Here is a 24797-nt window from a genome sequence, read left to right as displayed (position 1 = left end):
AAATAATATAATGTAAAAATTAAAACTGTCCTGTACTATCCTTTATGATTTGTGTAATTTATGTTAAAAATGCGCACTAATTGCAAAGAACGATTGGATTATATTGGAAAAATAAATTTAAAAGCCCTATTTTAGCAATCGATTTCGTAATTATAATTTCTTTAATTTAATATTAAATTAACCTAAGTGCCTGAAAATAAAGTAAGCCTTTATTTAATTTTTATTTTTTGTAAGGAAAGTAGCAAAATCAACATATAAAGCGTTTTTTCAAGTTTTGCTTTTTTAAAAAATACAATTAAAAAAATTGGCTGCATGTTACTCATGAATCCAATTTGCAACATACAGGCATGATTAAATTAATTAAAATAGACGAAGATTCGAGGGTTCCAAAATACAAACAGATTGTTGACTCGATTTTGCAGAATATTGCTAACGGAAATTTAAAAATAAATCAAAAAATTCCTTCTATAAACAGCTTTAGCGAAGAGTTTTATATGTCGCGTGATACAGTTGAAAAAGCTTATAATATTTTAAAAGAAAGAAAAATCATTTCATCGATTAGAGGAAAAGGATATTATATTACAAGAACAAAACTGGAATCGAAAGTAAATGTTTTGTTTTTATTTAATAAACTGAGTGCCTATAAAATGAAAACTTACAGCTCATTTATTAATACGCTGGGCGCAAATGCACACACCGACCTACATATTTACCATTGCGACGAAACGTTGTTTTTGAACTTACTAGACAAGTTTGAAGGCGCATATGATTACTATGTGATTACGACCCATTTTAAAACCGATGAATTAAAACATCTTAGTTTTACGGATGAAGTGGCTAAAGCAATCCAGAGAATTCCCGAAGAAAAACTGGTTTTAATGGACAATATTAAATTGTCGCATGAAGGTGAAATCATTAAAATTTATCAGGATTTTGAAAATGATATTTACAATGCTTTAAAGGAAGGTTTAGAAAAAATTTCAAAATACAAACGCTTAATTTTAATTTATCCTGATAAAGCGGTTTATCCTTATCCAAGAAGAATTCTGCACGGATTCAGAAAGTTCTGCGTTGAGCACGAAATCAATTTTGAGATTTTAAGCGAAGTTTACGATGACATGATCCTTAAAAAAGGGGATTTATTTATTACTATTGAAGAATCGGATTTAGTGAATTTAATGAAACAGATTCGCGACGAAGAATTTGTTTTAGGAAAAGATATCGGCGTTATTTCTTATAACGACACACCTTTAAAAGAATTACTGGGAATAACTGTTATGTCTACAGATTTTAATATAATGGGAGAAACTGCAGCCCGAATGATTTTAAACAAAGAGAAAGGCTTATTTAAAGTTCCTTTTAATTTTATTGATAGAAATTCTATTTAAGATCCTAAGGTTCTAAGATACTGAGATTCTAAGTTTTTTTTTATAAAGAAAGGCTCGAACATTTTGTCCGAGCCTTTGTTATTTTTAATATCTAAATCCTTATTAGAATTTATACGTTACGCTTCCCATAAAGGTACGCGGCGCTTGTACATTGATTGTTGTATAACCATTAAAGTACAATTCGTCTGTAAGGTTGTTTACTTTTAAAGAAACTCTGTATTTAGGCTGATCGTAGTACAAAGCTGCGTTTAATACAGCATAAGATGGAAGTTCGAAAGTTTCAGTTCCATTGTTGTAAATGTATGTAGCGTCTCCATAATTACCTCCAAATCCTAAACCTAAACCTTTAAATGCAGCATTTTGCAAATTATAGCTGATCCAGTAGTTAATTAAATTTTCTGGTCCTGCAGTTACTGGTCTTAATCCGTTTAATTTAGAATCATTGTTTGAGTAACCCACAAGAAGATTTAATCCCGGAATTGGGTTAGCCGTAACTTCTAGTTCAAAACCTTTACTGTATTGTGTACCGTTTTGTATACTTGAATTTGGTAAACTTGGGTCAGCAGTTACAATATCTTTTACTTTAATATCGTAGTAGCTAAGTGTAGCGCTTACTTTGTTTTGGAAAGCATTAACTTTAATACCTCCTTCAAACTGGTTTGCTCTTTCCGGATCAAATTTTTGCAATTGAAGAGCACCTCCAACATTTGCATTTATATATCCAATATTTGTAAAACTATTTTGGTAGTTACCAAAAACAGAAACCTGATCTTTTATTACCTGGTAAACTACACCAAATTTTGGAGAAAATGCATTTTGTGAAAAATCACCCGCTCTTTGACCTGTAGTATCATCTGTAGTTCCCTGATTGTCGTAGTGATCAAAACGTACTGCTGCTGAAACAATTAAACTTTCTGTAATGTTAACAGCATCTGCAACATAAGCACTATAGGTTGAAAGGGCGCTGTTTGTTTTATAATCAAATCCATTTACCAATTCAGCATTTACAGTTGTTGGATTAAAGTTATTATAAGTTGGTGCAGCTCCTGTATATCCTATCCTGTCAAGTTCACCATTTGGTAAAAGTCTGTATCCTAATCTGTTTGTTGAGTGGAATAAATCACCACCAATTAAGAAACGGTTTCTCATTTTTCCAAAAAGTAAGAAATCACCGTTAAAGTTTTGCTGGAATTCAATTGCGTTGTCTTTTCCATTAGCATTCCATGCATTTCTGGATATTATTTCATTTGGGTAAAGATAGAACCAAGTCTGCAGTCCTGAAGCTTTGTTAGATGTACTGCTGAATACAGACTGAGAAGTCCACTCATCAGAGATTTTATAATTGGCCTGAGCAAAAACGTTGAAAGTTTTTGTATTTGTTATGAATTCATCTCCCCAAAAAGATCTTTTAAAGTTCATGTTAAGATCTTTTGCATTGTTAAAGCCTAAGGCCGTAACAGATACATCAAAAGGAAGATAAATTAATGGCATACCAGAATTATTCTGGTCACCAATTTCAGCATCAAGAGATAAAGTCAATTTATCGTTTACTTTATAAGAGAAAGAAGGCGCTACAAAAAAGCTTCTTGAAGAACCGTAATCCTGAAAAGTATTGTTATTTGTATAAGAAGTATTTAATCTAAATAATGCTGTATTATCATCATTTAAAGGCGTATTAACGTCAGCAGAAACACGGTTAAATCCGTAGCTTCCTGCCTGATAAGCGATCTCACCGCCAAAAGTTTCATACGGTTTTTTAGTTACACGGTTGATTAAACCTCCGTATGAAGAAAGTACATTTCCAAATAAAGTAGCAGAAGGTCCTTTGATAACCTCAATTCTTTCAAGGTTTGCCGCATCTGAATTACTGTTTACTTTTCCAGCAATACCATTTCTTACTAAACTCTGAGTAGTAAAACCGCGTAATGAATACCAAGAACCTCCATCACCTGCACGGTTAGTAGCGCCCCATAACTGGTATAAACCCGGAACGTTTTTCAAAGCTTCATCTTGATTGATAACCAATTGGTCTTTCATTAATTCCTTAGTAACTACGTTGTAAACTTGTGAGTTTTCAAGGTTTTTAACCTGCATTCTAGAAACATATTCACTTTCTGATTTTGTGTATTTGTTGGCATTACCTTTTACAAATACTTCAGTAAGGTTTTCAGATGTAGTAATTAAGGTAAAATTTTCTACAATTTCATTTGCAGAACTAACTGTAATGCTTTTTTCTTTTGATGAAAATCCTACTGCCGAAACTTTAATAGTATAAGTTCCCGGCTTAACGTTTTTAATTTCGTAATTTCCTTGTGCATCAGTAGTAGTTCCAACACGTGTTCCTTTTAAAGTTACAGAAACATTATCTGCAGCTTCATTAGTCGATAATGAAATCATACCTCTAATAGTAGCCGTTTGTGCAAACGAAGTCACACTTGTAAGCAGCATTAAGCAAAAGCTTAAAAACGGAAATAATATTTTTACCTTCATTTTATTTAGATTTATTTTGAATAAGGCAAATTTATATGTTGTGTTAAACTATACCAAATTATTTTTATTTATTCCAGATAATAATGCGTTTGTTTGTATTTATCGTTTATTTAACAGTTTTTCAGGTCAAAAAAATAAATAATTCTTTTTTTTAACAAAATTTCCTATGTAAGCATAACAAAAAAAGATGTCAGGAAAAGCAGTTTCTGACATCTTTTTTTTGTTATTTTCTCTTTCAGCGCACTGAAACATCGTTTTTTATCTCTTCATGAGTATCAAAACAATGTTAGGCTTGGGAGCGGGTTCCATTCCTGTTCCCATATAAAAACTAGTGTGAGGCGGCTGATTATAACCTACGTTCTGCCACGCAATACTTAATCTATACTGTGGATCGTGCATTAAAGTATACTGCCTTACATCAGTTGGGATTGTTGTAGAGTAAATTCTAAGTTCCTTATTATCTTCAGATCTTAAAATCAATTCTTCACGCCAGTCACCCAGAATATCTGCCGAAAGAGCCGGTGTGGATTTAGTTCCGTTATTAGAAACCGCTCCTTCTGCCGTAAATAATCTTCCTGAATTGTATTTGTCGATATAATTCGAATTTAAAAGTTCTCTTGAAGTATCGCCGTCCCAATAAATTAAAAAATTGGTAGAACTTGGTGCTTTACCAATGTTATTTCCCTTCATATCATGCAGATAGGGAGAACCTGACCACCAGCACTGCGCTCCTTTTCTGGTTGAATCAATATTGTCTGCAACGCCCCGGCCTACATCTTCGTTAAGAGAACCTGTAAACAATACTTTTCCGTCTTTAGCCGAAAATAAAGTAACACCAGGACCCGTTGTTCCGTTTTCTATTTCATGAATTCCAAAAACCTCCAAACCGGGAACATCCAGATCAAGATCAGAAACATGAATTGCATCTCCGTGCCTAAAACCTGTTGTGTACAACCCCTCTCCGTTATCATCAACACACATTGATCCGTAGATTATTTCATCTTTTCCATCATTGTCAACATCAGCAACAGTCAAATTATGATTTCCCATTCCCGAATATAGATTTTCAGCATCTTTACTGTCAAAAACCCATCTTGAGGTTAATTGTTTGTTTTTAAAATCCCATGCTGCCAAAACCGTTCTGCCATAATAACCACGGCACATAACAACACTAGGATGAATGCCGTCGAGATAAGCAATGCAGGCAATAAAACGATCCATTCGGTTTCCTTTTGTGTCGTTTCCTCCGCTTCCTCCTCTTCCGCCCCAGCCTGCCAGATCACCTCGCTGCGGAATATAATCTACTGTTGTAATCAATTTTCCGGTTCTTCCGTCAAAAACAGAAAGATATTCCGGGCCTTTTAAAATCTTGCCATACGTTTTAGAATCAGGATCACGGTCAACCCAGTCTTTTGAAACATCTCCTACCACATTTCCATGACTGTCCCTTGTTCCGTCGGCAGTTTTACAAACCAGTTCAGCAAAACCGTCACCGTCTAAATCATACACCATAAACTGCGTATAATGTGCACCTTCGCGAATGTTTTTTCCGAGATTAATCTGCCACAAAAACGTTCCGTCTAAAGTATACGCCTGAAATATAGGCGGATCTGTAATTCCGGTTTGAGAATTATCATGTCCTTTTCCTGTCATATGAACTATTAATTCATATTTTCCGTCTCCATTTAAATCGCCAACAGAAACATCATTTGCCGTATAGCCATCAATTTCTTTTAATTTAATGGGTAAATATTGTTTATCTGAGGCATTCGCCGGAATTGTAAAACTTCCTGCAGCTGCAGCTTCTTTTCCTTTTAAAACCGTTTTTACAAACCAGGTATTTTCTTTTTTAACGTCAGCTTTGGCATCAATAAAATTAGTCGCGCCTGTAATGGGTTTTTCATTTAATAAAACTGCTTTTTGAGTGGCGCTTTTTCGATACACATTAAAAGCCAGATCATCAGGATCAGTTCCTAAAACCCTCCAGCTTATAAAAAACTGTCCTTTATCTTTTATGGCGATGATACCACGATCCAGATTTTCCATTTGTCTTTGGCTCAAAGCTTTCAAACTCACAAAAAGCAATAAAAAGAGAATATATTTTTTCATAGAATTTATATTGAATTCTGGCTAGTTGTTTCACGCAGATTTTTATTAATCTCGCAAAGCCGCAAACACACAAAGTTTATATTCGAAGGTTTTCTTTACGGCTTTGCGAGAACTAAAGATAAAACCTAGCCCTTAGTCCCTTAGCATCTTAGAAACTTAGAACCTCTAGAAAACTAAAACATCTTCTTAAACCCTTCACTTTTAACTTTCCATGTTCCATCTTTAGGAAAACCCGGATTTTCTCCTTCAGATCCGTCCCATCCGGCACACATCATGGCAACTGCCGTTAATATTCCGCCGTTGCCCGGAAGATAAAGCGTTAATCGTTCTGCCTGATAATTATGTCCGTTTTTTAAATACGTATTTGTGGTTACCTTCATAAAAAGAGCATCAACCGCTTTATCGGGCATATTTAAACGTGCTGCCGACATCGCCGTCATTGGAAAATCCCAACCCCAGGTTTTATCCCATGACCATATTTTCCAAACCAGATCAAAAGTGTTTTTCATGATTTTTTTATCTAAAAGAGAAGTTTCAGGAAGCATTCCAAATGTGCCTAAAACCGATGGATGATCTGTTTTAAATTCAGGATTGGTATAGGAATCTGTCGCGCTTTCCGTTGCCAGATACACATTATCTGCAACTGGAAGTTTTGATAATTTAGCCAAAACTATGTCCCATTTTTCGGGTACTTTTTGGTTTAGTTTTTTCTTCCACTCGATTGCTGTTTTTAATGCCCAGTTCCAATATGCCAATTCATACGTTGGATTAAAAGTTTCCATCGCTTTAAAACGTTCCTGAGCCGGAATCACGCCGGGGCCTAAAACATAACGATCTGTTTTAGAATCATAATGGGCAAATGAAGCCATAAAATCAGCCGTTGCAAAAACACGTTCGCTATATAAATTTAAAGTCGAATTTGTTGGTTTTGCTCTGTAAATCAATTCCGCATACGTAATAAAATGCGGTTGCTGCCAAATTAAAAAGGAACCCACAGACGACGGACTTTCGTTACCGTCCGCATCTACCATTTTCTGCCATCTTGCACCTTCAAAACCTTGTCTTTTGGCAATATTTTTGGCTTTATCAAATACTTTTTGATACCACGGAAGGCTTTTTTCCAGCAATTCCGGTCTGTTCCAAAGTGCAAAATGAACACCGTGCCACCAGTGCATTTCTAAATGCGGTTTTCCGTACCAGCTGTTGTACGTTAAACCCGTTTCCTGTGGCGGTACTTTTCCTGTACATTGGAGTTTCGTAAGATATTGTGATAAAATAATTCTTCGTTCCAGTTCATTTGCGCGAGGATCTGTACTACCCGAAAAATCAACCGCTGCACCGCTGTTCCAGAATTTTTCCCAGCCTTTTATACTGCTGTTTTGAATATCTGCAAATGAAGAATTTTTAACCGATTTTTTTTCTGCCAAAGCAAAAAGACAGCTCAATTCTAATGTATTGGTATTCGAAGCTTCAACAACAAAATAATGATCTGATGTTTGTTTAATCTGCACGTTTCCTTTCCAGTTAAAATGAACTTTGTATGAAATACTGTCCATAACGTGTGTTACAACCGCTTCGGTTTTTGATTTTTCAGTCAGAGTGCTTTTATAATCCTGTTTCCCTTCCCATTTTGTTCCCATATCGGCCCAGTCTCCGGTTGGAAACGGAATTCGAAGACTTATTTTTAAACGTTTCTGCTGTAATAAATCCGATTTTACTTTTACGCCAATTTCATCTTTTTCCTGATGTGAAGCCGTTAAAACCGTAACCGGAGTTCCTTCAATTTCAAAATAACTTTCAATTTCTCCTGTCCATACATTTAGTTTTTGTGAAATCGCTTTTACATCCGAAGGTTTTACCAGACTTCCGTCTTTCTTTGTAATTTCAAAACCTAAATTCCCAAGCTGCAATAAATGCGGATTCTGTCTGAACCAGTTTACAGCTTCTACTTTTCGTTTGGGTTCTTTTATCTGAACTGTGTATGAAATGTCCCTTCCGTATTGTTTATAGTCTCTTAAGGTTTCAGAAAACTTATAATTATTCGTGTTTTTATAACTGTCCCAGCACCACTCTGACTGTGTTCCAAGCGGAATCCCGTTTTGATATTCTTTCGGAAAAGTCTGCAGTCCGGTTACATCAGCCGTAAAAGCAAAAGCACCGTTCCCAACCGTTAAAGAAGCCAGAGTATCAATAGCCGAAATTTGAACGTTATGCCTTGTTACCAAAGCCTTTCGATCTATTTTCTGTGCAAAAAGCGAAACCGAAAATAAGAATACAGTTATGAGTTGATAGTTTTTCATGTGGTTATTTTGTTTTGATAGTTTTTTTGAAGTTTCAGGTGTCAGGCTGAGCGTAGTCGAAGACCATTTCTACAATTATCTCATTATCTAATTAAAGTCACACTCATCAAACCAATCACAACATCATTTGCAATAGTTTTCAGAGTCAGGTTTTTTAAAGTTTTATTTTTATCCAAAGGCAGTTCTAAAATCGTTCCTGCTCCGCCATCAACACCGTAATTACTAAATCCTTTTATGGTTTTGAAATTCTTAAAATCTCTCGAGATTTCTCCTGTTTTAAAATAAACCCTCGACGGTTTTGGAGCATCGGTTGTAAAAGCAAGTCCGTCTGTAAAATAATCCTGCTCTATCGGCCACCAGTTTTCCGGATTCTTTAAGGGCAGAATTTTCGAAGTTCCATCAGTATATTGTATCGTAATTTCTCCATTTACAATTCGGCTTTGCATAGGATTTGTAGTTCCGGCCAGCATAAAATAAGCGTGAGAAGCTTTTCCGTTTAACGGAATAGTGATACTTTCCGGAAAATTATCCCACATAGAAGTGAAGATTATATTTTTCTGATTTTCATCAGAAGGCGTTTGAAATAAAATCCCGTTTGGAGTTGAAATTTTCCCGGTTTTTTTTGCTTTTTCACGCAGCCCTTTATCATCAATCTGGACCGAAACATTGGGATAACACCAGTTTCCAATGCCTTGTTTTGGTAATTGTAAGGTTACCGTATTAGGTCTTGGCGACAAATATTCGTAATTAAAAATGTCGGTAACTTTTGAATTGAAAAACGGAACAAGAGAAATCGTCTCTAAACGTGCAGCTTTATCTAAAGGCTTATCCCAATCTGTAAACGTTTCATTTAATTGTTTTTCAGCTTTTACATTGAAATGAATCGGTTTCCACCAAGAAAATTCTCCTTGTTTTACTTCCACAAAAAAAACTTTACTGCCTGCTGAATTCACTTTAGCTTTAAGGGAATATTCTGTTTTCGAAACAGCACTCAAAACCTGCTGCGGATCATAAACAGAAATGATTTTTGCTTTTGAGGTATTGATCTCTAAAGCTTCATTAAAAACATAATTTTCTTTTGGTATGATTTCTTCTAAAGAATCTCCTTTCCATGTAATCTGAATATCATAATTCAAATTATACGGAACCTCAATACTTATTTTTGGTTTTCCGATGTTCTCCAAAACCGCTTTCCACGATACTGATTTTCCGTTCACCAAAATGCTTTCAACAGCTTCAAAATTGGCATTCAAAAGCAATTTTAAATTCATTTTGGCTAAAAACTGATTCTTTATTATATAAGTATCTTTTTTATTTTCTCTTTTAAAATCAATTGAAATATCCGGAATTTCTAGTGAAGCCTGATTCCATTTTTCCGGAAAACCAGGTTTTATGATTAAAACTTCATTTAAAGCATCAGGTTGAATCCCGAAAAGTCCTTCGACTAAAGTTCGTGAAGCCATACCAATTGGGTCAGCAAAATCGCGGTACAATTCGCCGCGCATCGCATCCTGAAACAAAAGCTGTTCAAAACCACCTGGAGAAGCGCCCAGATACATACTTTCAATTAAAGCACTTTCCCACATCGTATAGGCTTTTTCAGATTGCCCGCCCTGCCAGAAGGCCAGCGAAGTATGCAATTGCTCCGCCAGAGCCACATTATTGGTCGACCAGGTATAAGGCTGCCAGTTTGTAGTGCTGATTACATACAAATCTTTTTTGTCTAATCCATCTGCATTAATTGGAATATGCGGAATCTGATTATTCACATAATCCAACATTTGATAACTCTCAAAAGGATTTGATAATTCTGAATCGATAGTATGGTAAATACTCCAGACTCCCGGTGTATCGTGCAATATTCTGTTTCCTAAAGCATCTTTATATTCGGCAAAAATGCCTTTTTTCGGAATCCAAAGCTGCTTATTTGCGGCTTTTAAAATTTTGTCTGCTTCTTTTTCAAAAGGAACGGCATCGATGTTTAATTTTTTTGCCAGTTCTGCCGCTATTTTATTCGCATAATAATTATAAGCCGAAGAATGAATTACGCCGCCGCCGCTGTATTGCAAAGCATCACTTGCCCAGATCGAAGCATAAGCATCATAAAGTCCGTCATTATCCGGATCAAAATTTCGTTTTTCCCATTTTAAATGTCGTTCAATCGTCGGCCACATTTCTTTTAAAAAAGCGATATCTCCCGTCCATTTAAAATGACGGAATATCTGATCGAAAAAAACCAGATTCATATCATAATGATGTGCCACATTGTTCTTATTTGGACTTCGGCTTATGTAACCGCTGCTGAACATTGACGTTCCTATTTCTTCTTTTTGTCGTGCCAGATTTTTTTCTTCATCAAAAACAACCGGACCACTTTCCGGCGATGTAACCTGCGACTTGCTGTAACTTGCAAAATGCGTTTTTGCCCTGTCGTGCCAGCCCAAAGGATCTGCCGTGTACGCGCCTCGCCATGCATTTAAATACATTCGCCACGCAATAGCACCGTGAAGATAGGCTGGACTTTCCCAGATTCCGTCAGAAGCAATTGCAAGTGAAGAACCCAGTGTATTAATATAATTATCAGGCGTTTTCACCTTTATTCTATTGCCTAAAAGATGTGTTGCCGTAACCGATTTTTCATATAGTCCGGCAATCGTTTTTTGTGTATAATTTACTTTTGAAACCTCAGGAACAAACAGCCAGTAATTCCCTTTTTCTGAAACTGAATTTATTTTTCCGCTTATTAAAGGAAGTATTTCTGCCTTAGAATTAAAAAGTTCTAAAGGTTTATTCTGAATATTGGCATCTGCTAAACGAATTTCTGAATTTGGAAAAAAACCGCTCAGACTTTTATTATTTCCTGTTTTTTGCTTGTTGCTTTCAGAACCATAATCCAAAAGAAAAGATTGTTTTTTCAACGTATATTTATTATTGAGACAGTAATTAGGCTGGAGATAAAAAACCGATTCCGGATCTGCGCCGATATCGCCGTCACGACTGAACTTTTTACCCGTTGCACCGCCAAAAGCCCAGATTAAATTGATGTTTTTGGATATTTTTTGACCATATACTTTTACAATAAAACCTTCGCTCTCCTTTAAAGCGACAACATCAATAAACAATTTACTGCCTTCTAAAATTGGATCTTCAATTGTATACTGCATCGTTCCCAAAATATAGCGGGTATCAATTTTTGCCGCTTCGGTAATCCATTTGCTTTCTTTTCCGTTTGACAATCCTAATTTAAAATTGCCTCCCATTCCGGGCATATATATAGCAAATTCCGGCAAATCTCCAGTTTCAACTCTAAATCCCGTATTAGAACCATAAAGAGCACGGTTGAATTTTCGGGTTCCATTTTTTAAAACAAAACTATTTCCTTCGGGTGCGTAATGTATTTTACGAATCGGTATTTTTTCCTGACCAAAAACAATCAGAGTTGAAGTCAGAAATAAGCCGGCTAAAGTGCAAATAGTTCGTTTTTTAATTCCCATAAAATTCAAAAAATTGACAATTATTAAAATTTGAATAATAAAATTAATCCCTGATTATTTTATCAATTCAATAATGCAGATGCAATTTCTTTGTTTTTTTATGGGATAGTATCCTGTACCTACCTGATTTTAGAAATTTAAAAAATGTATTAATTTTTAGAATTATCTAATATTTTTTAACATCATAGTACAGGATACAATATAAAAATGGATCAACTAGATTTGAAAATACAATTTCTTTTTGAGCATAAATTTTAAGAAAAAATAAATGCAAAAAAGAAGTTTTTAACCAAAAAATACGAACCTGTTATAAACCCCCGATTCTATTTTATGCTTTCAGAAAACGCAATCAGAACTTTATTTATTCTCTTAAATTGTTTTTTTATTATTCCGAATATAAAAGCGCAGAAAACGGATAAAATTTACCTTTCGGGAAAAGATTTTGAGCATCCCGTTCAATGGAATTTTTATTGTACAGATGGAAATAACAGTAAAGTATGGTCTAAAATAAATGTGCCTTCGCAATGGGAACTGGAAGGTTTTGGCGAATACACGTACGGACGCTGGTACAAAGAATTAAACCAAAAAGAACCCAGCAAAGAAGAAGGTTTATATAAATATGATTTTGAAATACCGATTGATTATAAAAACAAAACGGTTCTAATTGCATTTGGGGGTGCGATGACAGATACAGAAGTAAAAATCAACGGAAAAATTGCGGGTCCAATTCATCAGGGCGGTTTTTACGAGTTTAAATACGATATTTCTTCACTTTTAAAATTTGGTTCTAAAAATACTTTGGAGGTTCACGTTTGGAAACATTCTGCCAATAAATCAGTAAATAATGCAGAAAGAAGAGCCGACTGGTGGCTTTTTGGAGGTATTTATCGTCCGGTCTGGCTGGAAGTTTCTCCAAAAACACATATAGAGAAAATTGCTGTAAATCCGAAAATGGACGGTTCGATTTCGGTTGATTTGAATTTGTTCGGTATTTCAAAAAATACACTTTTAGAAGTTTCACTTTCAGGTAAAAACGGAGAAAATTTTCCTGCTTTTACTTTTCCGCTTAAAGCGAAAAATACAAAAGAAACAATTACTGCCAAATGGGAAAACATTAAACCGTGGAATCCTGAAACGCCTAATTTGTATAATTTAAAACTAGTTTTAAAACAGAACGGAATTATCCTTCATGAATACGATAAAAAAATTGGTTTTAGAACTTTACAATTTAAAAAGAAAGACGGCATTTATGTAAACGGCACCAAAATTATAATGAAAGGTATTAATCGTCATTCTTTTTGGCCGGAAGGCGGACGAAGCACGAGTAAACGTATCAGCGAGCTGGACGTTCAATTAATTAAAGACATGAATATGAATGCTGTTCGCGGGCATTATCCGCCTGACGATCATTTTCTGCAAGTCTGTGATTCACTAGGTCTTTTTGTTTTAAATGAATTGGCTGGCTGGCAGAATTCGTATGATACCGAAACCGGAACTAAACTGGTTAAAGAAATGGTGGCTCGCGATGTCAATCATCCTTCGGTTATTATTTGGGACAACGGAAATGAAGGCGGCTGGAATTATGAGGTTGATAAAGTATTTGCCGAAAATGATCCGCAGAAAAGGATTGTCATTCATCCGTGGGCCGATTTTAACGGCTGGGACACACATCATTATCCTACTTATTTAACGGGAATGCATCGATTCAATTCGGGTGAAAATGTATTTTTTCCAACTGAATTTATGCACGGAACGTATGATAACGGTCACGGCGCAGCGCTGGAAGATTTCTGGAATCGGTACAAAGAAAGTCCGCTTTTTGCGGGAGGTTTTATGTGGGCAATGCTCGACGAAGCGGTAAAACGTTCGGACTGGAAAGGAGAACAAAAGTTTGATTCAAAAGGTTCTTTGGCCGCTGACGGAATTCTGGGACCTCATCGTGAAAAAGAAGGCAGTTATTTTTCGGTTAAAGAAATTTGGGCGCCAATTCAGTTTCAGCCCAAACAAATTACAGATGCTTTTAACGGTTCATTTTTGATTACCAATGCTTATTTGTTCAGCAATTTAAATTCCTGTAAAATGGAATTCAAAGTTTTAAAATCGGAAAACGATGTTTTTTACACCAATAAAACAGCTCAGGAAATAAGTACGGGTAAAATTGAAATTCCGAGTATTGATCCGGGAGAAACCCGAAAAATAAAATTTGATGTGCCTCAAAATTTCTTTGAAGGCGATATTTTATCTATAACGGCTTTTGACCAATTTGAAAAGGAAATTTATACCTGGACATGGCCTATTCATAAAGCGGCCTTTTATGCTTCAAAATTTATGGCGGTTCAAAGTACAAAAGCAAAAGCTTCGGTAACCAAAACCGATTCTGAAATTACTTTAAAAGGAAATGATGTTACGGTAATTATAAATCCTGCAACGGGAGAAATTCAGAAAATAAGCAATAAGACGGCTGTGATTCCGCTTACGCATGGCCCTCGCCCAATTGGCATGAAAGCCAAATTAAAAGACATTCAGATTTCTCAGGAAGCTGAAAAAGCGGTTTGTATTGTAAATTATTCAGGCGGATTATCGTCTATAAAATGGATTATGGAAGCTGACGGAAGGTTTAAAATGGAACTGCTGGCTTTAAAAAATGCTTCTGGCGGAGAAGGTTTTGACGGCGCTTTTTTTGAAGATAAAATCAATGCTTTTGGTATTACGTTTCGTTTTCCGGAAAAAGAAGTTACGGGAATTAAATGGTTTGGACGAGGTCCGTACAGGGTTTGGAAAAACAGAATTAAAGGAACCACGTACGGATTTTGGGAGAAAGATTACAACAATACGATTACGGGAGAAAGTTTTGAAAACCTGATTTATCCTGAATTTAAAGGATATCACGCTAATTTATTGGGTGCCAATTTAAAAGCAGGAACCTCATCGTTTAAAATTTTCAGCGAATCTGATAATTTATTTTTGAGATTATTTACACCAGATCTTCCTAAAAATGGATTCCCGGGAAGTTCTCCCCAGCCTGATTTTCCCGAAGGTGATATTTCGTTTATGTATGAAATTCCGGCCATGAGAGATTTTAAACCTTTGGAACAGCAAGGCCCACAGAGCCAGCCCACAAACATCCGAATTAAAAAAGGCGATGACGGGATAAGGATGGATTTGTGGTTTGATTTTAGAAACTAAATTTTGCTTCAGATTGAAAACACAATATCATTTAACTGCGGGGTTCGCAAAGATTCACGCAGGGTTCGCAAAGCCTTGCGTACTTTACGCTATTTCAACAATGGTTAAAAAAAACTTTGCGAACCTTGCGGTTAAATAAAATCATTCCACAATTCATAATTCATAATTGAAAAAAATATGAAATCACTTAAACTACTTTTCTTTTTCTTTCTGGCTGTATTATTCTTCAATTTTACACCAAAACAAGACAACAAGCCCACTCTTTTTATGATTGGTGATTCTACTGTAAAAAATGGAAAAGGCAACGGTGCGGGCGGACTTTGGGGTTGGGGAGATTTTATTGGCCAGTTTTTGGATACAGCCAAAATTAATGTGGAAAATCATGCTTTGGGTGGTACCAGCAGTCGTACTTTTCAGGAGAAAGGTTTGTGGAATGTGGTATTAAATAAACTTAAAAAAGGTGATTATGTCCTGATTCAGTTTGGACATAATGACGACGGACCAATAAATGACAGTCTCCGTGCGCGAGGCACTATAAAAGGTATTGGAAATGAAACTCAGGAAATTGATAATATTCTCACCAAAAAGCATGAAATCGTACACAGTTACGGCTGGTATATACAGAAAGTTATTCGCGAAGCAAAATCAAAAGGCGCAATTCCGATTGTGTGTTCGCCAATTCCGAGAAATGACTGGAAAGATGGAAAAGTACCACGCAATGATGCTTCATACGGTTTGTGGGCGAAACAAATTGCCGAAAAAGAGAAAGTTACGTTCCTAAATTTGAATGAAAAAATGGCGCTTGAAATGGAAAAAATGGGCGAACAAAAGGTAACTGGAACTTATTTTTATAAAAAAGATCATACGCATACTTCTGCAAAAGGTGCTGTTTTGTCTGCTTCAATACTTATTGAGGAATTAAAAAACAGTAAAAATTCATTAAAAAATTACTTTTTAAAAAATCCAAAAATCGTTCTGCCAGTTAAAAATAAAGTCTTTTTAATTGGCGATTCTACTATGGCCGATAATGGAAATCCGGATGCTGTGGGCTGGGGCGTTGTATTTCCTAAATACTGCGACACTACAAGAATTGAGGTTATCAATAAAGCAAAAGGCGGCCGAAGCAGCAGAACGTTTGATTATGAAGGTCTTTGGGATGAAGTCAAAAATCAATTACAGCCGGGAAATTTTGTTCTGATTCAGTTTGGACACAATGATGCCGGAGCAGTTGATAAGGAAAAATTCAGAGGTTCTTTAAAAGGGATTGGTGATGAAACTCAGGAAGTGATTCGTCCTGATGGTTCAAAAGAAATCGTTCATACTTTTGGCTGGTACATGACCCAATTTATTCGTGAAGCCAAAGAAAAAGGTGCGATTCCGATTGTTTTGAGCTTAACGCCAAGAAACGAATGGCCAAACGATAAAGTCGAACGCAGAACCGATACCTATATTAAATGGTCTAAAGAAATTGCAGAGAAAGAAGGTGTTTTGTATATAGATTTAAGCGAGGCTGTGGCTCAAAAATATGAGGCTTTAGGAAAAGAAAAGGTAAAAGTCTTTTTCCCGAAAGATCATACGCATACGGGTATAGAAGGTGCTGATTTAAATGCATTAACCGCTGCACAATGTATTAAGAAGAATTATGAATTGTGAGTTGTGAAATGGCATATTTAACAGCAAAGTTTACAAAGGCTTTTAACTTTGCGCTATTCGACAATAGTTTAAAAACCGGCGTGTTTTGCGGTTAAGTAATGAAAACTAAACCGAACTTTTACATCTACACTTAAAGCCATAAAAAAACCTCGTCGAGTGACGAGGTTTAGTTGTATTATTTTTTTGATTCTTCGATAGAAACTTTTCTGAACTCTTTCAAAAGTTTTTCGATTTCTAAAGTAGCTTTACGTGCTCTTGGTCCTGCAGCTTTGATACCTTTTTCAGTTAAAGATTCAGCTTCTGCTTTGAATGTTTCAATTTCGGCGTTGATTTTTACTAATAGATCTTTCATGCTTATAATTATTAAATTAAGGCGCAAAAATAGAAACTTGCCTGAGAGTTACAACATATTTGCTGTTAAAATTATCATTGTTTTTTAAGTCTAAATTTAACTAAAAGTTTACCTTCCAATTTTTTAAAAATTTCATCTTCACAATAAACTATTAATCAGACATTTACTATCAAAATTAAATTCCCAACCATTCCTCTATGCTTTAGATTGAGTCTTAAAATATTTTTTATTAAATCTCCAAAAGTGTTAAAAAACATAAGATTTTGGCTTAAAATCCATTACACCTGATTGAGAATGTGCGGAAAAATTACTCGATTAACTGCTTATTCACGTAGACATTCTTAAATTCAACACCTTTTATTAAGCTTTTATCAATATTCGTTTTTACGGTTTCGATATTTAAATTTTCAAATGTAAAATTGGTTAAACGAACATTGGGATCATTTTCTACTCCGTAAAAAGTATCGCATTTTAAATCTATATTTTTCAGAGTCACGTTATCTCCATAAGACAACGGAATATCCGGACGTCCTTTTAAATCAAAAAATTGTTTCCATGCAAAAATGGCCAAACCTGTTTTAGCCTGTCCTTTTATATCTTCTACTCTTATGTATTCATATCGCTGCGGTGTATCCGGACGCATTTTAAGCCACAACATTCGCGAAGCGCCGTTTATTTTACAGTTTCTCATAATTACATTTTTATTATGAATAGATTCGCTTCCGTTTGTTAAGGCTGAATGGCAGAATCCGAAATTACAGTCTTCTATTATAATATTCGAATTAGGTCCGTTGTTTTTACCCTGATCGGCGTAAGGGCCTTTCCCTCCTTTTAAGGCAATAGCATCGTCGTTAACCGACATATAACAGCCTTTTACCAAAAAGTTATTACAGATATCAATGTCAATAGCATCTGTGCTTGGTGCTTTAATTTCTACATGGGGTGAAAAAATATACAAATCAAGCAGTTTTACATTATTGCATTTGTAAAAATGATTCGTCCAAAAACCGGAATTGATCAGTTTTACATCCTGAAGCTGTACGTTGTTTGAATTCCACACAAAAACTAATCTTGGTCTTGAAACTTCCAGATTGGTACATTTTGGGTTTTCCTTGCGTCGTTCCCAAAAAGCTTCCCAATATTTTTTGCCATTTCCGTTGATGGTTCCTTTTCCAGAAATCGAGAAATTATCAACTCCATAAGCATTTACTAGCGCAGGAAAATAATCAAGGTTCTGTCCTTCCATTCTGGATGGCATAATGGGAAAATCGGTAATATCATCTGAACCTTTTAAAACCCCTCCTTCTGATACATACAAAGCTGTTTTCGGTTTAAAGAATAAGGCTCCGCTTAAAAAAACACCTTTAGGAATTACAATTACTCCTCCTCCATTTGCCGAAGCTTTATCGATTACTTTTTGTATGGTAATGGTCTGGATTTTAGTGCTGTCTTTACTCACTCCAAAATCGGTTATGGTGTATTTTTTTCCTAAATTTTTCAGCTGAATTTTCGAGTAGTCTTTAAACCAATTCGAAATCGGGCTTCCGTCTGGAAATGTATCATTGGTGTAATTCTGAGAGATTGCCACTTGAGTAAAGACAATGAGACAGAATAAGGTTTTTAAAATAGTTTTCATTGGGTTAGTTGTTAGTTTTGTGGTTATTGAACTTTGTGAAAGTTTTGAGCGGCCAGTATCTCGTTATTTCACCTCAACTTTAACTTTTGCAGATAACTGCTCTGCCAAAGTGGTTACATAACTGGTAAAATAAGCCGAATCTTTAAAGCCTTTATCTGCGCTTAATTCCCAGCCGGCTATTGGGTAATAACTTATCTGCTGGTTGTTTTTGGCTAACGTTTTTATCAAATACGAATCAGTCAGCTGTCCTGTTTTTGGAGCTTCTATATATCCTTTATAAACGCCTTTCGGAATTATTATGGCTGTTCCTAAAATCCACTGGCGTTCGTAGGTTAATTTATCATGCTGAATGAAACACACAAAATCTCCTGAATTGATTACCTGAAGCGGATTTTGATTATTAATATTTGAAAATGCAATCAAAAGTGTATCGTTTCCTTTTAGTCCGTTTACAGAAACGGTGTTTTTATAACCATACATTCCCGGCCAGATTGAAGCGGTTTCTTCTGCCTGATATTTATTTCCTGAGACTTCCCAATTTTCGTATTTATAATTTAAAACTGAATTTTCAGGACCTTCACTTATAATTTTAAAAGTCGTTTTCTCAATATTGTTGATCGTGTCATTGCCTAAAATACCAAGTCGGTGTACTTTATTATCGCTGGTCAGCAATGCAAAACCTCCTAATCCTGAAGAACTTCCAACAGGAAAAATATCTCTTCCCCAATCCAGCATTACATGGTAATTGTCTTCAACTTCACCTTTGCTGTTTATACCCACATCTTCTGGTGTAATTCCGGGTGTTTTTTTACCGAAAACGTCTTTACAGTTTCTTCCGTCCAGATAGTGCCTGAAACCTACTTTATCATTTTCCCAAGTTGGTCCGTCGGTTTGGTATTTTTGGTAACCGAGTTTTTTTAGAACCTGATTGGCTAATAAAACTTCTTGAGTATCGGGATGAACCGGCAGATTTTTCCCTTCTCTTTTCCCAAATCTGGCGCTTGTTCGTATTTTAAATTTTGGATCTGTACTGGACCAGCTTAAAACGGCTTTCTTTTCTTCTTTTGGAGCAAAATCAGTTACCAGAAACAATTCGTCCCACTTTCCGTCTCCGTCTAAATCATTTACCTGTGCCGGAATGGTATCGTTTTTATAAATTAAAATTGGATATTTTCCTGAATCGTTTTGTGAAGGGAGCTGTTTTCTTTTTATGGAAACAGCTTTTTGAGGCAGTTCTAAATTGGAAGTGTTTTTTAAGACAATCGTATTTTCAGTTTTTTTCTGCGCATTAGTGTTTGCAAAAACCAACATTGAAAATGCAATTGGAACGTAAAGTTTGATTGTACTTTTCATTATTTTATTACTTTTTTATTGAAAAACAATTTAATCATTTAATCTAAATGAAAGACCTCTTTCAGCGAATTTGTTTTGGGTGAATTATCTGGATTTGTTTCCATTATATCTGACATATGGTTCCACCATTTTCGCATTAGCGGATGACTTGAAAGCTGCGAACGATCAAAACCTTTATTTAATTTCTGAACACCAAAAAGAATTCCGGTTTCTTCATCCAGAAAAATAGAATAATCACAAATACCACTTTCTGAAAGGAGTGCCGTGAGTTCCGGCCAGATTTGGTCGTGTCGTATTTTATATTCAGCTTCAAAACCTGATTTTACTTTCATCGTAAAAGCATTCCTAATTGTGTTTTCCATTTTTTTCACTTTTAAATTATCTTAAAAATAAAGGCCGAAGCAGTTTCGTATTTTCCGCCTTGTGAAGCGGCAAACAAATACGTCGCTTTTCCGTTTTGAAACAATAACTGCGGACGTTCGGCACGTCCGTATCGGTTTAAATGTTTTGGCGCATCGGGCTGTTTGATATATTTATCTAAAGGCTGATAGGAAATCTGCGGATCATTCCAGTGAATTCCGTCATCAGAATCCATATAAAGGCCATAATCCATTCCAAAAACACCCATATCCCTTGCCAGCATTTTGAATTTGTTGTTTTCATACCATACAAAAGCATCTTCGCATTGTTTATTATCGCCGAGTTTTGAAAAATCAATTACGGGATTGTCCGGCGATTTTATATATGGCCCTTTAAGTGATTTAGAAACTGCGAGTCCGTATTTTCGGTTTCCTTTTACGGGAAATTTTGGATGCACATAATTTTCTGTATCCAATGACTTATAATAGAGCCAGTATTCTCCGTTTGGATGTTTTAAAAAAGAAGGATTTGTGGTCAGCAGATCGTCCCAAGAACCTTTTTCTCCAGGAAACAGCAATGGTTCGTCTGGTCGTTCCCACGGGCCGTAAAGTGAATCTGAAACGGCTAAGCCGATGCGTTTGGTATCCATTTTTCCATTGGAATTTCCCATGAAAAAAAGCGCATATTTTCCGTCTGCAAAATGAATACTCGGATTATGGCAGGTTGTGGCATCCCAAAAACCTTCGCCTCTTGGAGCTAAAATAGTGCTGACATATTCATAAGGACCTTCTGGTTTATCAGCAATGGCATGGGCAATCTCTGAACCGTTTATCCAGCCGCTCATGCTTTTTGATTTTTTCCATCGTGAGAAAAAAACATGAATTTTTCCGTCCGGACCTTCAATCGGGCTGTTGCACCAAACGTAATACTCTTCAAATTCTAAAGCGCGCCCAACTGGACGGAGTTTTTTCTCGAAATCTGAAAGTCTGGGATCGTCTAAAAAATTAAGGGCTTTCGCCGAAAATGGAAGACATAATCCCATAACAGCCAAAGAATTTCCTATTATAAATTGTCTTCTATTCATTTGCTCTTTGATTTTAAATTTAAACACATAGCAACATAGATTTTTTAATTCTATAAAAGAGCTTTAAAAAAACTAGTTTTTACCCATAGCTATGTTCGTTTATGCAAGTGAAACGCCTTTTTTAAAGTTCCTCAAACTATGTTTCTATGTGTTTAATTTTATCGCTTTTACTTCTTTTCAACTATTACCCAGTCATCTGTTCTAAAAGGAGAAGCCGGTAAATTATCATTGTTGAATAAATTGGGTTCCGGAACGGCTTTCCAGGCAAAACGAACGGCTATTGGATTTTTGACTTTTGAAGAAGAAACCACTACAGTTTTTCCATCAATTTTAGCATCTGCGGGATAAAAAACCTGATCTTGTCCGGCAATTTCAAATTCTTTTAAAACATCATCTGTTTTCTTTAATCCGGAATCGGCATAATCAAAAAATAATTGTGCTTTTTGTTTCTTTATTTTCATATGATTAAAAATCGGTCCGGAATAAACCAGTTTTTTTTCTCCGTACGTTTTCGCTCCGGCAATTAAGGCGAGTCTGTGCCCTACTGTTTGTTTATCGATTGGGTGAATGTTTTGTGCGTCGCCAACATCGGTTGTTACGACCATACCGCTGTTTGGAATTGTTTTTAAAGACATCAGCTGTGCTTCACGTATTTCGGCATTTTGTCCTTTATGCGGAGTAATCTGCACATAGTAAAATGGGAAATCGCCTTGCTTCCATTCGTCTCTCCAGCTTTTTACCATTGCTGGAAATAAACTTCTGTACAAATACGCTTTTCCGGAGTTGCTTTCTCCCTGATACCAAATTGCGCCTTTTATGGTATAATTTACAATTGGGTGGAGCATGGCATTGTACAAAACATACGACGTTTTGTTGGGTTCTTTTTTAGGTTTTTTCAACTGTCCTTTTGGAGCGTTGGCAGCACTTGCAATTCTTTCATTTATTAAAGCTAAATAATACGCTTCTAGTTTTTCCTGATGTATTTTTTCGTTTTTGGCATCTTCCTGAAGAATAGGCAAAAATGCGGTATCTTCTTCTAAAATATTCTGAGCTGTCCACGCTTCGGCTTTTGTTCCTCCCCAAGAAGTCGAAATTAACCCAATTGGCACATTAAGTCTTTGGTATATATCTCTTCCGAAAAAATAAGCGACGGCCGAAAATGTTTTGATGTTTTCCGGCGAACACACTTTCCAGTTTCCTGTAACATCTTCAAGCGGTTTTGGCGAAGCATTAAGCGCCACTGTAAATAATCTGATATTAGGGAATGAAGCGTTTTTCACTTCTTCTTCATAATTTTTAACTCCGGTTTTCCAGGTTCCTTCTTCTCTTCCCACAGGAAAAAACATATTCGATTGTCCGGAACAAAGCCAGACTTCACCTATCAGAATGTTTTTCAGGACAATTTTATTGAAAGCATTAATTGTGATTTCAAAGGATTTATCGCTGCCGTTTGGGGTAGAAACGACTGTTTTCCAGTTTCCTTCAGCGTCGGCCGTAACCTCAACAGCTTCATTTGTCCATCCTAAATTCAGCGTGATTTTTTCGTTTGGAGAGGCCCATCCCCATAAATTAACTTTGGCATTCTGCTGTAAAACCATATTATCGCCAACCAAAGCCGGCAGTTTTACTTGTGCTGACGCAGAGAACTTTACACTTAAAACTAAAAAAAGAAACAGTAATTTTTTTGAGTAAATCATGGGCATTGATTTTAAGTACATTTTAAATTTAAAATAGTTACACGAGTAAAGCATCCTGTGCTTTCCTGTTTAGTGTAATACAAAAATGAAAAAAAAGCTGTCAGAAAAGACAGCTTCTTTCAAAAAAAAACAAAAAATAAAAGTGGGGCAAAATTTATTAATCGTAACCAAGATTTTGATCGTAAAGTCCTGGAACAGCTAGGATTTCTGATAAAGGAATTGGATATAACAATGAATTATTATCAATAGTTCTGATTTTATTCTCTGTATCTTCTGCTGCTTTCCAGGCATTCATAATCGTTACTGCGTTGCCTGATCTAATTAAATCAAACCATCTTGTTCCTTCTGCAAAGAACTCTTTTCTTCTTTCGTCAAATAATTGGTCAAGTGTAATATTTGCCGCATTTGCCGTAAGTCCGGCCCTGGTTCTTACTTTATTTACAATATCGTCAACTTCTGCCTGAGAGCCACCCCCGCCATGAAGCGTACATTCGGCCATAAGCATTAATACATCTGTGTAACGTGTAATCATGAAATCAACTCCCCAGTCTTCACGACCGTTTCCGTATCTTGTGGCATCGATATATTTTTTAAAAACCGGAAGCGTGTAACTGCCTTTGTAAGTTCCTGTGGCTACGGTATAACTTGTAGCGATTCCAAAGATTTTTCTTTTATCTGTTGCGGCAAACTTTGTCATGAAACCATTTGAAATTGGCCTGGCTTCTAAAGCTCCCTGCGCTGATAAATTTACAGAAGCAAAATAAGGCTCGTAACCCAATTCTACCATAAAGTTACCTCCTACCGGAGTTGAAATATTTTGTGTGTACGGAATTACCAATACATTTTCTTTATTCGCATTTCCTTCAGTTTTAAAAATTGGATCGTACTCTGTTCCAAAGGCATATAAACCACTTAATTTAATATCGTTTAATTCTTTGTACGCTTTATCCCATTCGCTTAAACCCAGCGTTGCGCCGTCGATTCCATAAGTCGGGCTTGAACGCGTCATGTAAACCAAACCTAAAATAGCTTTAGCGCCATATTTCGTTACACGCCCAAAATTTGCTGTATCATAAGACGGGGCAAGATCCGGAATAGCCAATTCTAAATCTGAAATAATTAGTTTATAAATATCAGCCACAGCCGTTCTTGGCACTTTTGCCGCTTCTGCAGCCGTCATTGTTCTGTCTATTAATGGTACTCGTCCAAACCATCTTACTAAATCAAAATAGCAGAATGCTCTAAGGAAACGGGCTTCGGCTGCCATTGCCGTTTTTTCAGCAGGATTTACGAAAATTGCATCGCCTTTTTCTGCTATTTTTTCTAATAACTGATTGGCTTTGTAAATCGCATTATAGTTGGTCATGTAGGCTTCTTTCACGTAAGTGTTAGAACTTATTGACGTGTAAAAACTGTTGATTCCTTCCCAGTCTCTGGATGCCTGTGTGGTTGCCATTAAATTATCAGATCTGGTTTCGCTTAAATTCATTAATCTATTTGCATAACCATAAACGGTTGTTCCGTGAAAAGCTACTGAATAGGCTGCATTTCTGGCCTGAGCAAAATCGCCTGGAGTCGAATAAAAATTCTCAATTGTTCCCTGAGACAAAGGCAGCTGTGTAAGCTCCTCTGTACAAGATGACTGTGCAAATAATAGTAAAGCACCTGCCGCTATAAAGATATATTTTTTCATTT

14 protein-coding genes are annotated in these 24797 nt (G+C 35.9%); 3 read left to right on the top strand and 11 right to left on the bottom strand.

Annotation, left to right across the window (positions count from 1 at the left end; all coding sequences use genetic code 11):
* The first annotated feature begins 347 nt into the window (after positions 1 to 347).
* A complete protein-coding gene (locus L1276_RS16760; RefSeq protein WP_253789754.1) occupies positions 348 to 1388 on the top strand; it encodes a GntR family transcriptional regulator in 1041 nt (346 codons plus the stop codon).
* Between the two features lie 102 nt (positions 1389 to 1490).
* Here L1276_RS16760 and L1276_RS16755 read toward each other — a convergent pair whose 3' ends face one another.
* The 4 genes from L1276_RS16755 to L1276_RS16740 all read right to left on the bottom strand — a co-directional run bounded on the left by L1276_RS16755 (position 1491) and on the right by L1276_RS16740 (position 11781).
* Complete coding sequence (locus tag L1276_RS16755) at positions 1491 to 3878, bottom strand: TonB-dependent receptor (protein ID WP_253789752.1); 2388 nt, start codon at positions 3876 to 3878, stop codon at positions 1491 to 1493.
* A 258-nt stretch (positions 3879 to 4136) separates the two neighbouring features.
* Positions 4137 to 5987 (bottom strand): rhamnogalacturonan lyase, encoded by a 1851-nt coding sequence (locus tag L1276_RS16750; RefSeq protein WP_253789750.1) that lies wholly within the window; start codon positions 5985 to 5987, stop codon positions 4137 to 4139.
* Positions 5988 to 6160: 173 nt separating this feature from the next.
* On the bottom strand, positions 6161 to 8287 hold the full coding sequence (locus tag L1276_RS16745; RefSeq protein ID WP_253789748.1) for a hypothetical protein: 2127 nt from the start codon (positions 8285 to 8287) through the stop codon (positions 6161 to 6163).
* An 83-nt stretch (positions 8288 to 8370) separates the two neighbouring features.
* On the bottom strand, positions 8371 to 11781 hold the full coding sequence (locus L1276_RS16740) for a DUF4450 domain-containing protein (RefSeq protein ID WP_253789746.1): 3411 nt from the start codon (positions 11779 to 11781) through the stop codon (positions 8371 to 8373).
* A gap of 330 nt (positions 11782 to 12111) precedes the next feature.
* Between L1276_RS16740 and L1276_RS16735 the strand changes: the two genes are divergently transcribed.
* Both L1276_RS16735 and L1276_RS16730 read left to right on the top strand, forming a co-directional pair.
* Entirely contained in the window at positions 12112 to 14967 is a 2856-nt protein-coding gene (locus L1276_RS16735; protein ID WP_253789744.1) for a glycoside hydrolase family 2 TIM barrel-domain containing protein, read from the top strand.
* Positions 14968 to 15144: 177 nt separating this feature from the next.
* Positions 15145 to 16620, top strand: a complete 1476-nt coding sequence (locus L1276_RS16730) for a rhamnogalacturonan acetylesterase (RefSeq protein WP_253789742.1) — start codon at positions 15145 to 15147, stop codon at positions 16618 to 16620.
* Positions 16621 to 16795: 175 nt separating this feature from the next.
* On the opposite strand, the gene L1276_RS16725 is transcribed toward L1276_RS16730, so the two are convergent.
* The 7 genes from L1276_RS16725 to L1276_RS16695 all read right to left on the bottom strand — a co-directional run bounded on the left by L1276_RS16725 (position 16796) and on the right by L1276_RS16695 (position 24795).
* On the bottom strand, positions 16796 to 16972 hold the full coding sequence (locus tag L1276_RS16725; protein WP_012026201.1) for a histone H1: 177 nt from the start codon (positions 16970 to 16972) through the stop codon (positions 16796 to 16798).
* 307 nt (positions 16973 to 17279) lie between these two features.
* Positions 17280 to 18608, bottom strand: coding sequence for a glycoside hydrolase family 28 protein (locus L1276_RS16720; RefSeq protein ID WP_253789740.1), 1329 nt, complete (start codon positions 18606 to 18608; stop codon positions 17280 to 17282).
* Between the two features lie 63 nt (positions 18609 to 18671).
* The gene (locus L1276_RS16715) at positions 18672 to 19961 is read right to left on the bottom strand and encodes a DUF4861 domain-containing protein (RefSeq protein WP_253789738.1); all 1290 of its coding nucleotides are present in this window, start codon (positions 19959 to 19961) and stop codon (positions 18672 to 18674) included.
* A 38-nt stretch (positions 19962 to 19999) separates the two neighbouring features.
* Positions 20000 to 20323, bottom strand: coding sequence for an L-rhamnose mutarotase (rhaM, locus tag L1276_RS16710; RefSeq protein WP_253789736.1), 324 nt, complete (start codon positions 20321 to 20323; stop codon positions 20000 to 20002).
* An 11-nt stretch (positions 20324 to 20334) separates the two neighbouring features.
* Positions 20335 to 21405 (bottom strand): glycoside hydrolase family protein, encoded by a 1071-nt coding sequence (locus tag L1276_RS16705; RefSeq protein WP_253789734.1) that lies wholly within the window; start codon positions 21403 to 21405, stop codon positions 20335 to 20337.
* A gap of 167 nt (positions 21406 to 21572) precedes the next feature.
* Positions 21573 to 23102 (bottom strand): sialate O-acetylesterase, encoded by a 1530-nt coding sequence (locus L1276_RS16700; RefSeq protein ID WP_253789732.1) that lies wholly within the window; start codon positions 23100 to 23102, stop codon positions 21573 to 21575.
* Positions 23103 to 23259: 157 nt separating this feature from the next.
* Positions 23260 to 24795 (bottom strand): RagB/SusD family nutrient uptake outer membrane protein, encoded by a 1536-nt coding sequence (locus tag L1276_RS16695; protein ID WP_253789730.1) that lies wholly within the window; start codon positions 24793 to 24795, stop codon positions 23260 to 23262.
* Between the last annotated feature and the right edge of the window lie 2 nt (positions 24796 to 24797).

Origin of the sequence: Flavobacterium sp. HSC-32F16 (genome assembly GCF_024171645.1) — a bacterium.
In the GTDB taxonomy this organism is placed as follows: Bacteria; Bacteroidota; Bacteroidia; order Flavobacteriales; family Flavobacteriaceae; genus Flavobacterium.
This window is presented reverse-complemented; position numbering and strand designations above follow the sequence as displayed.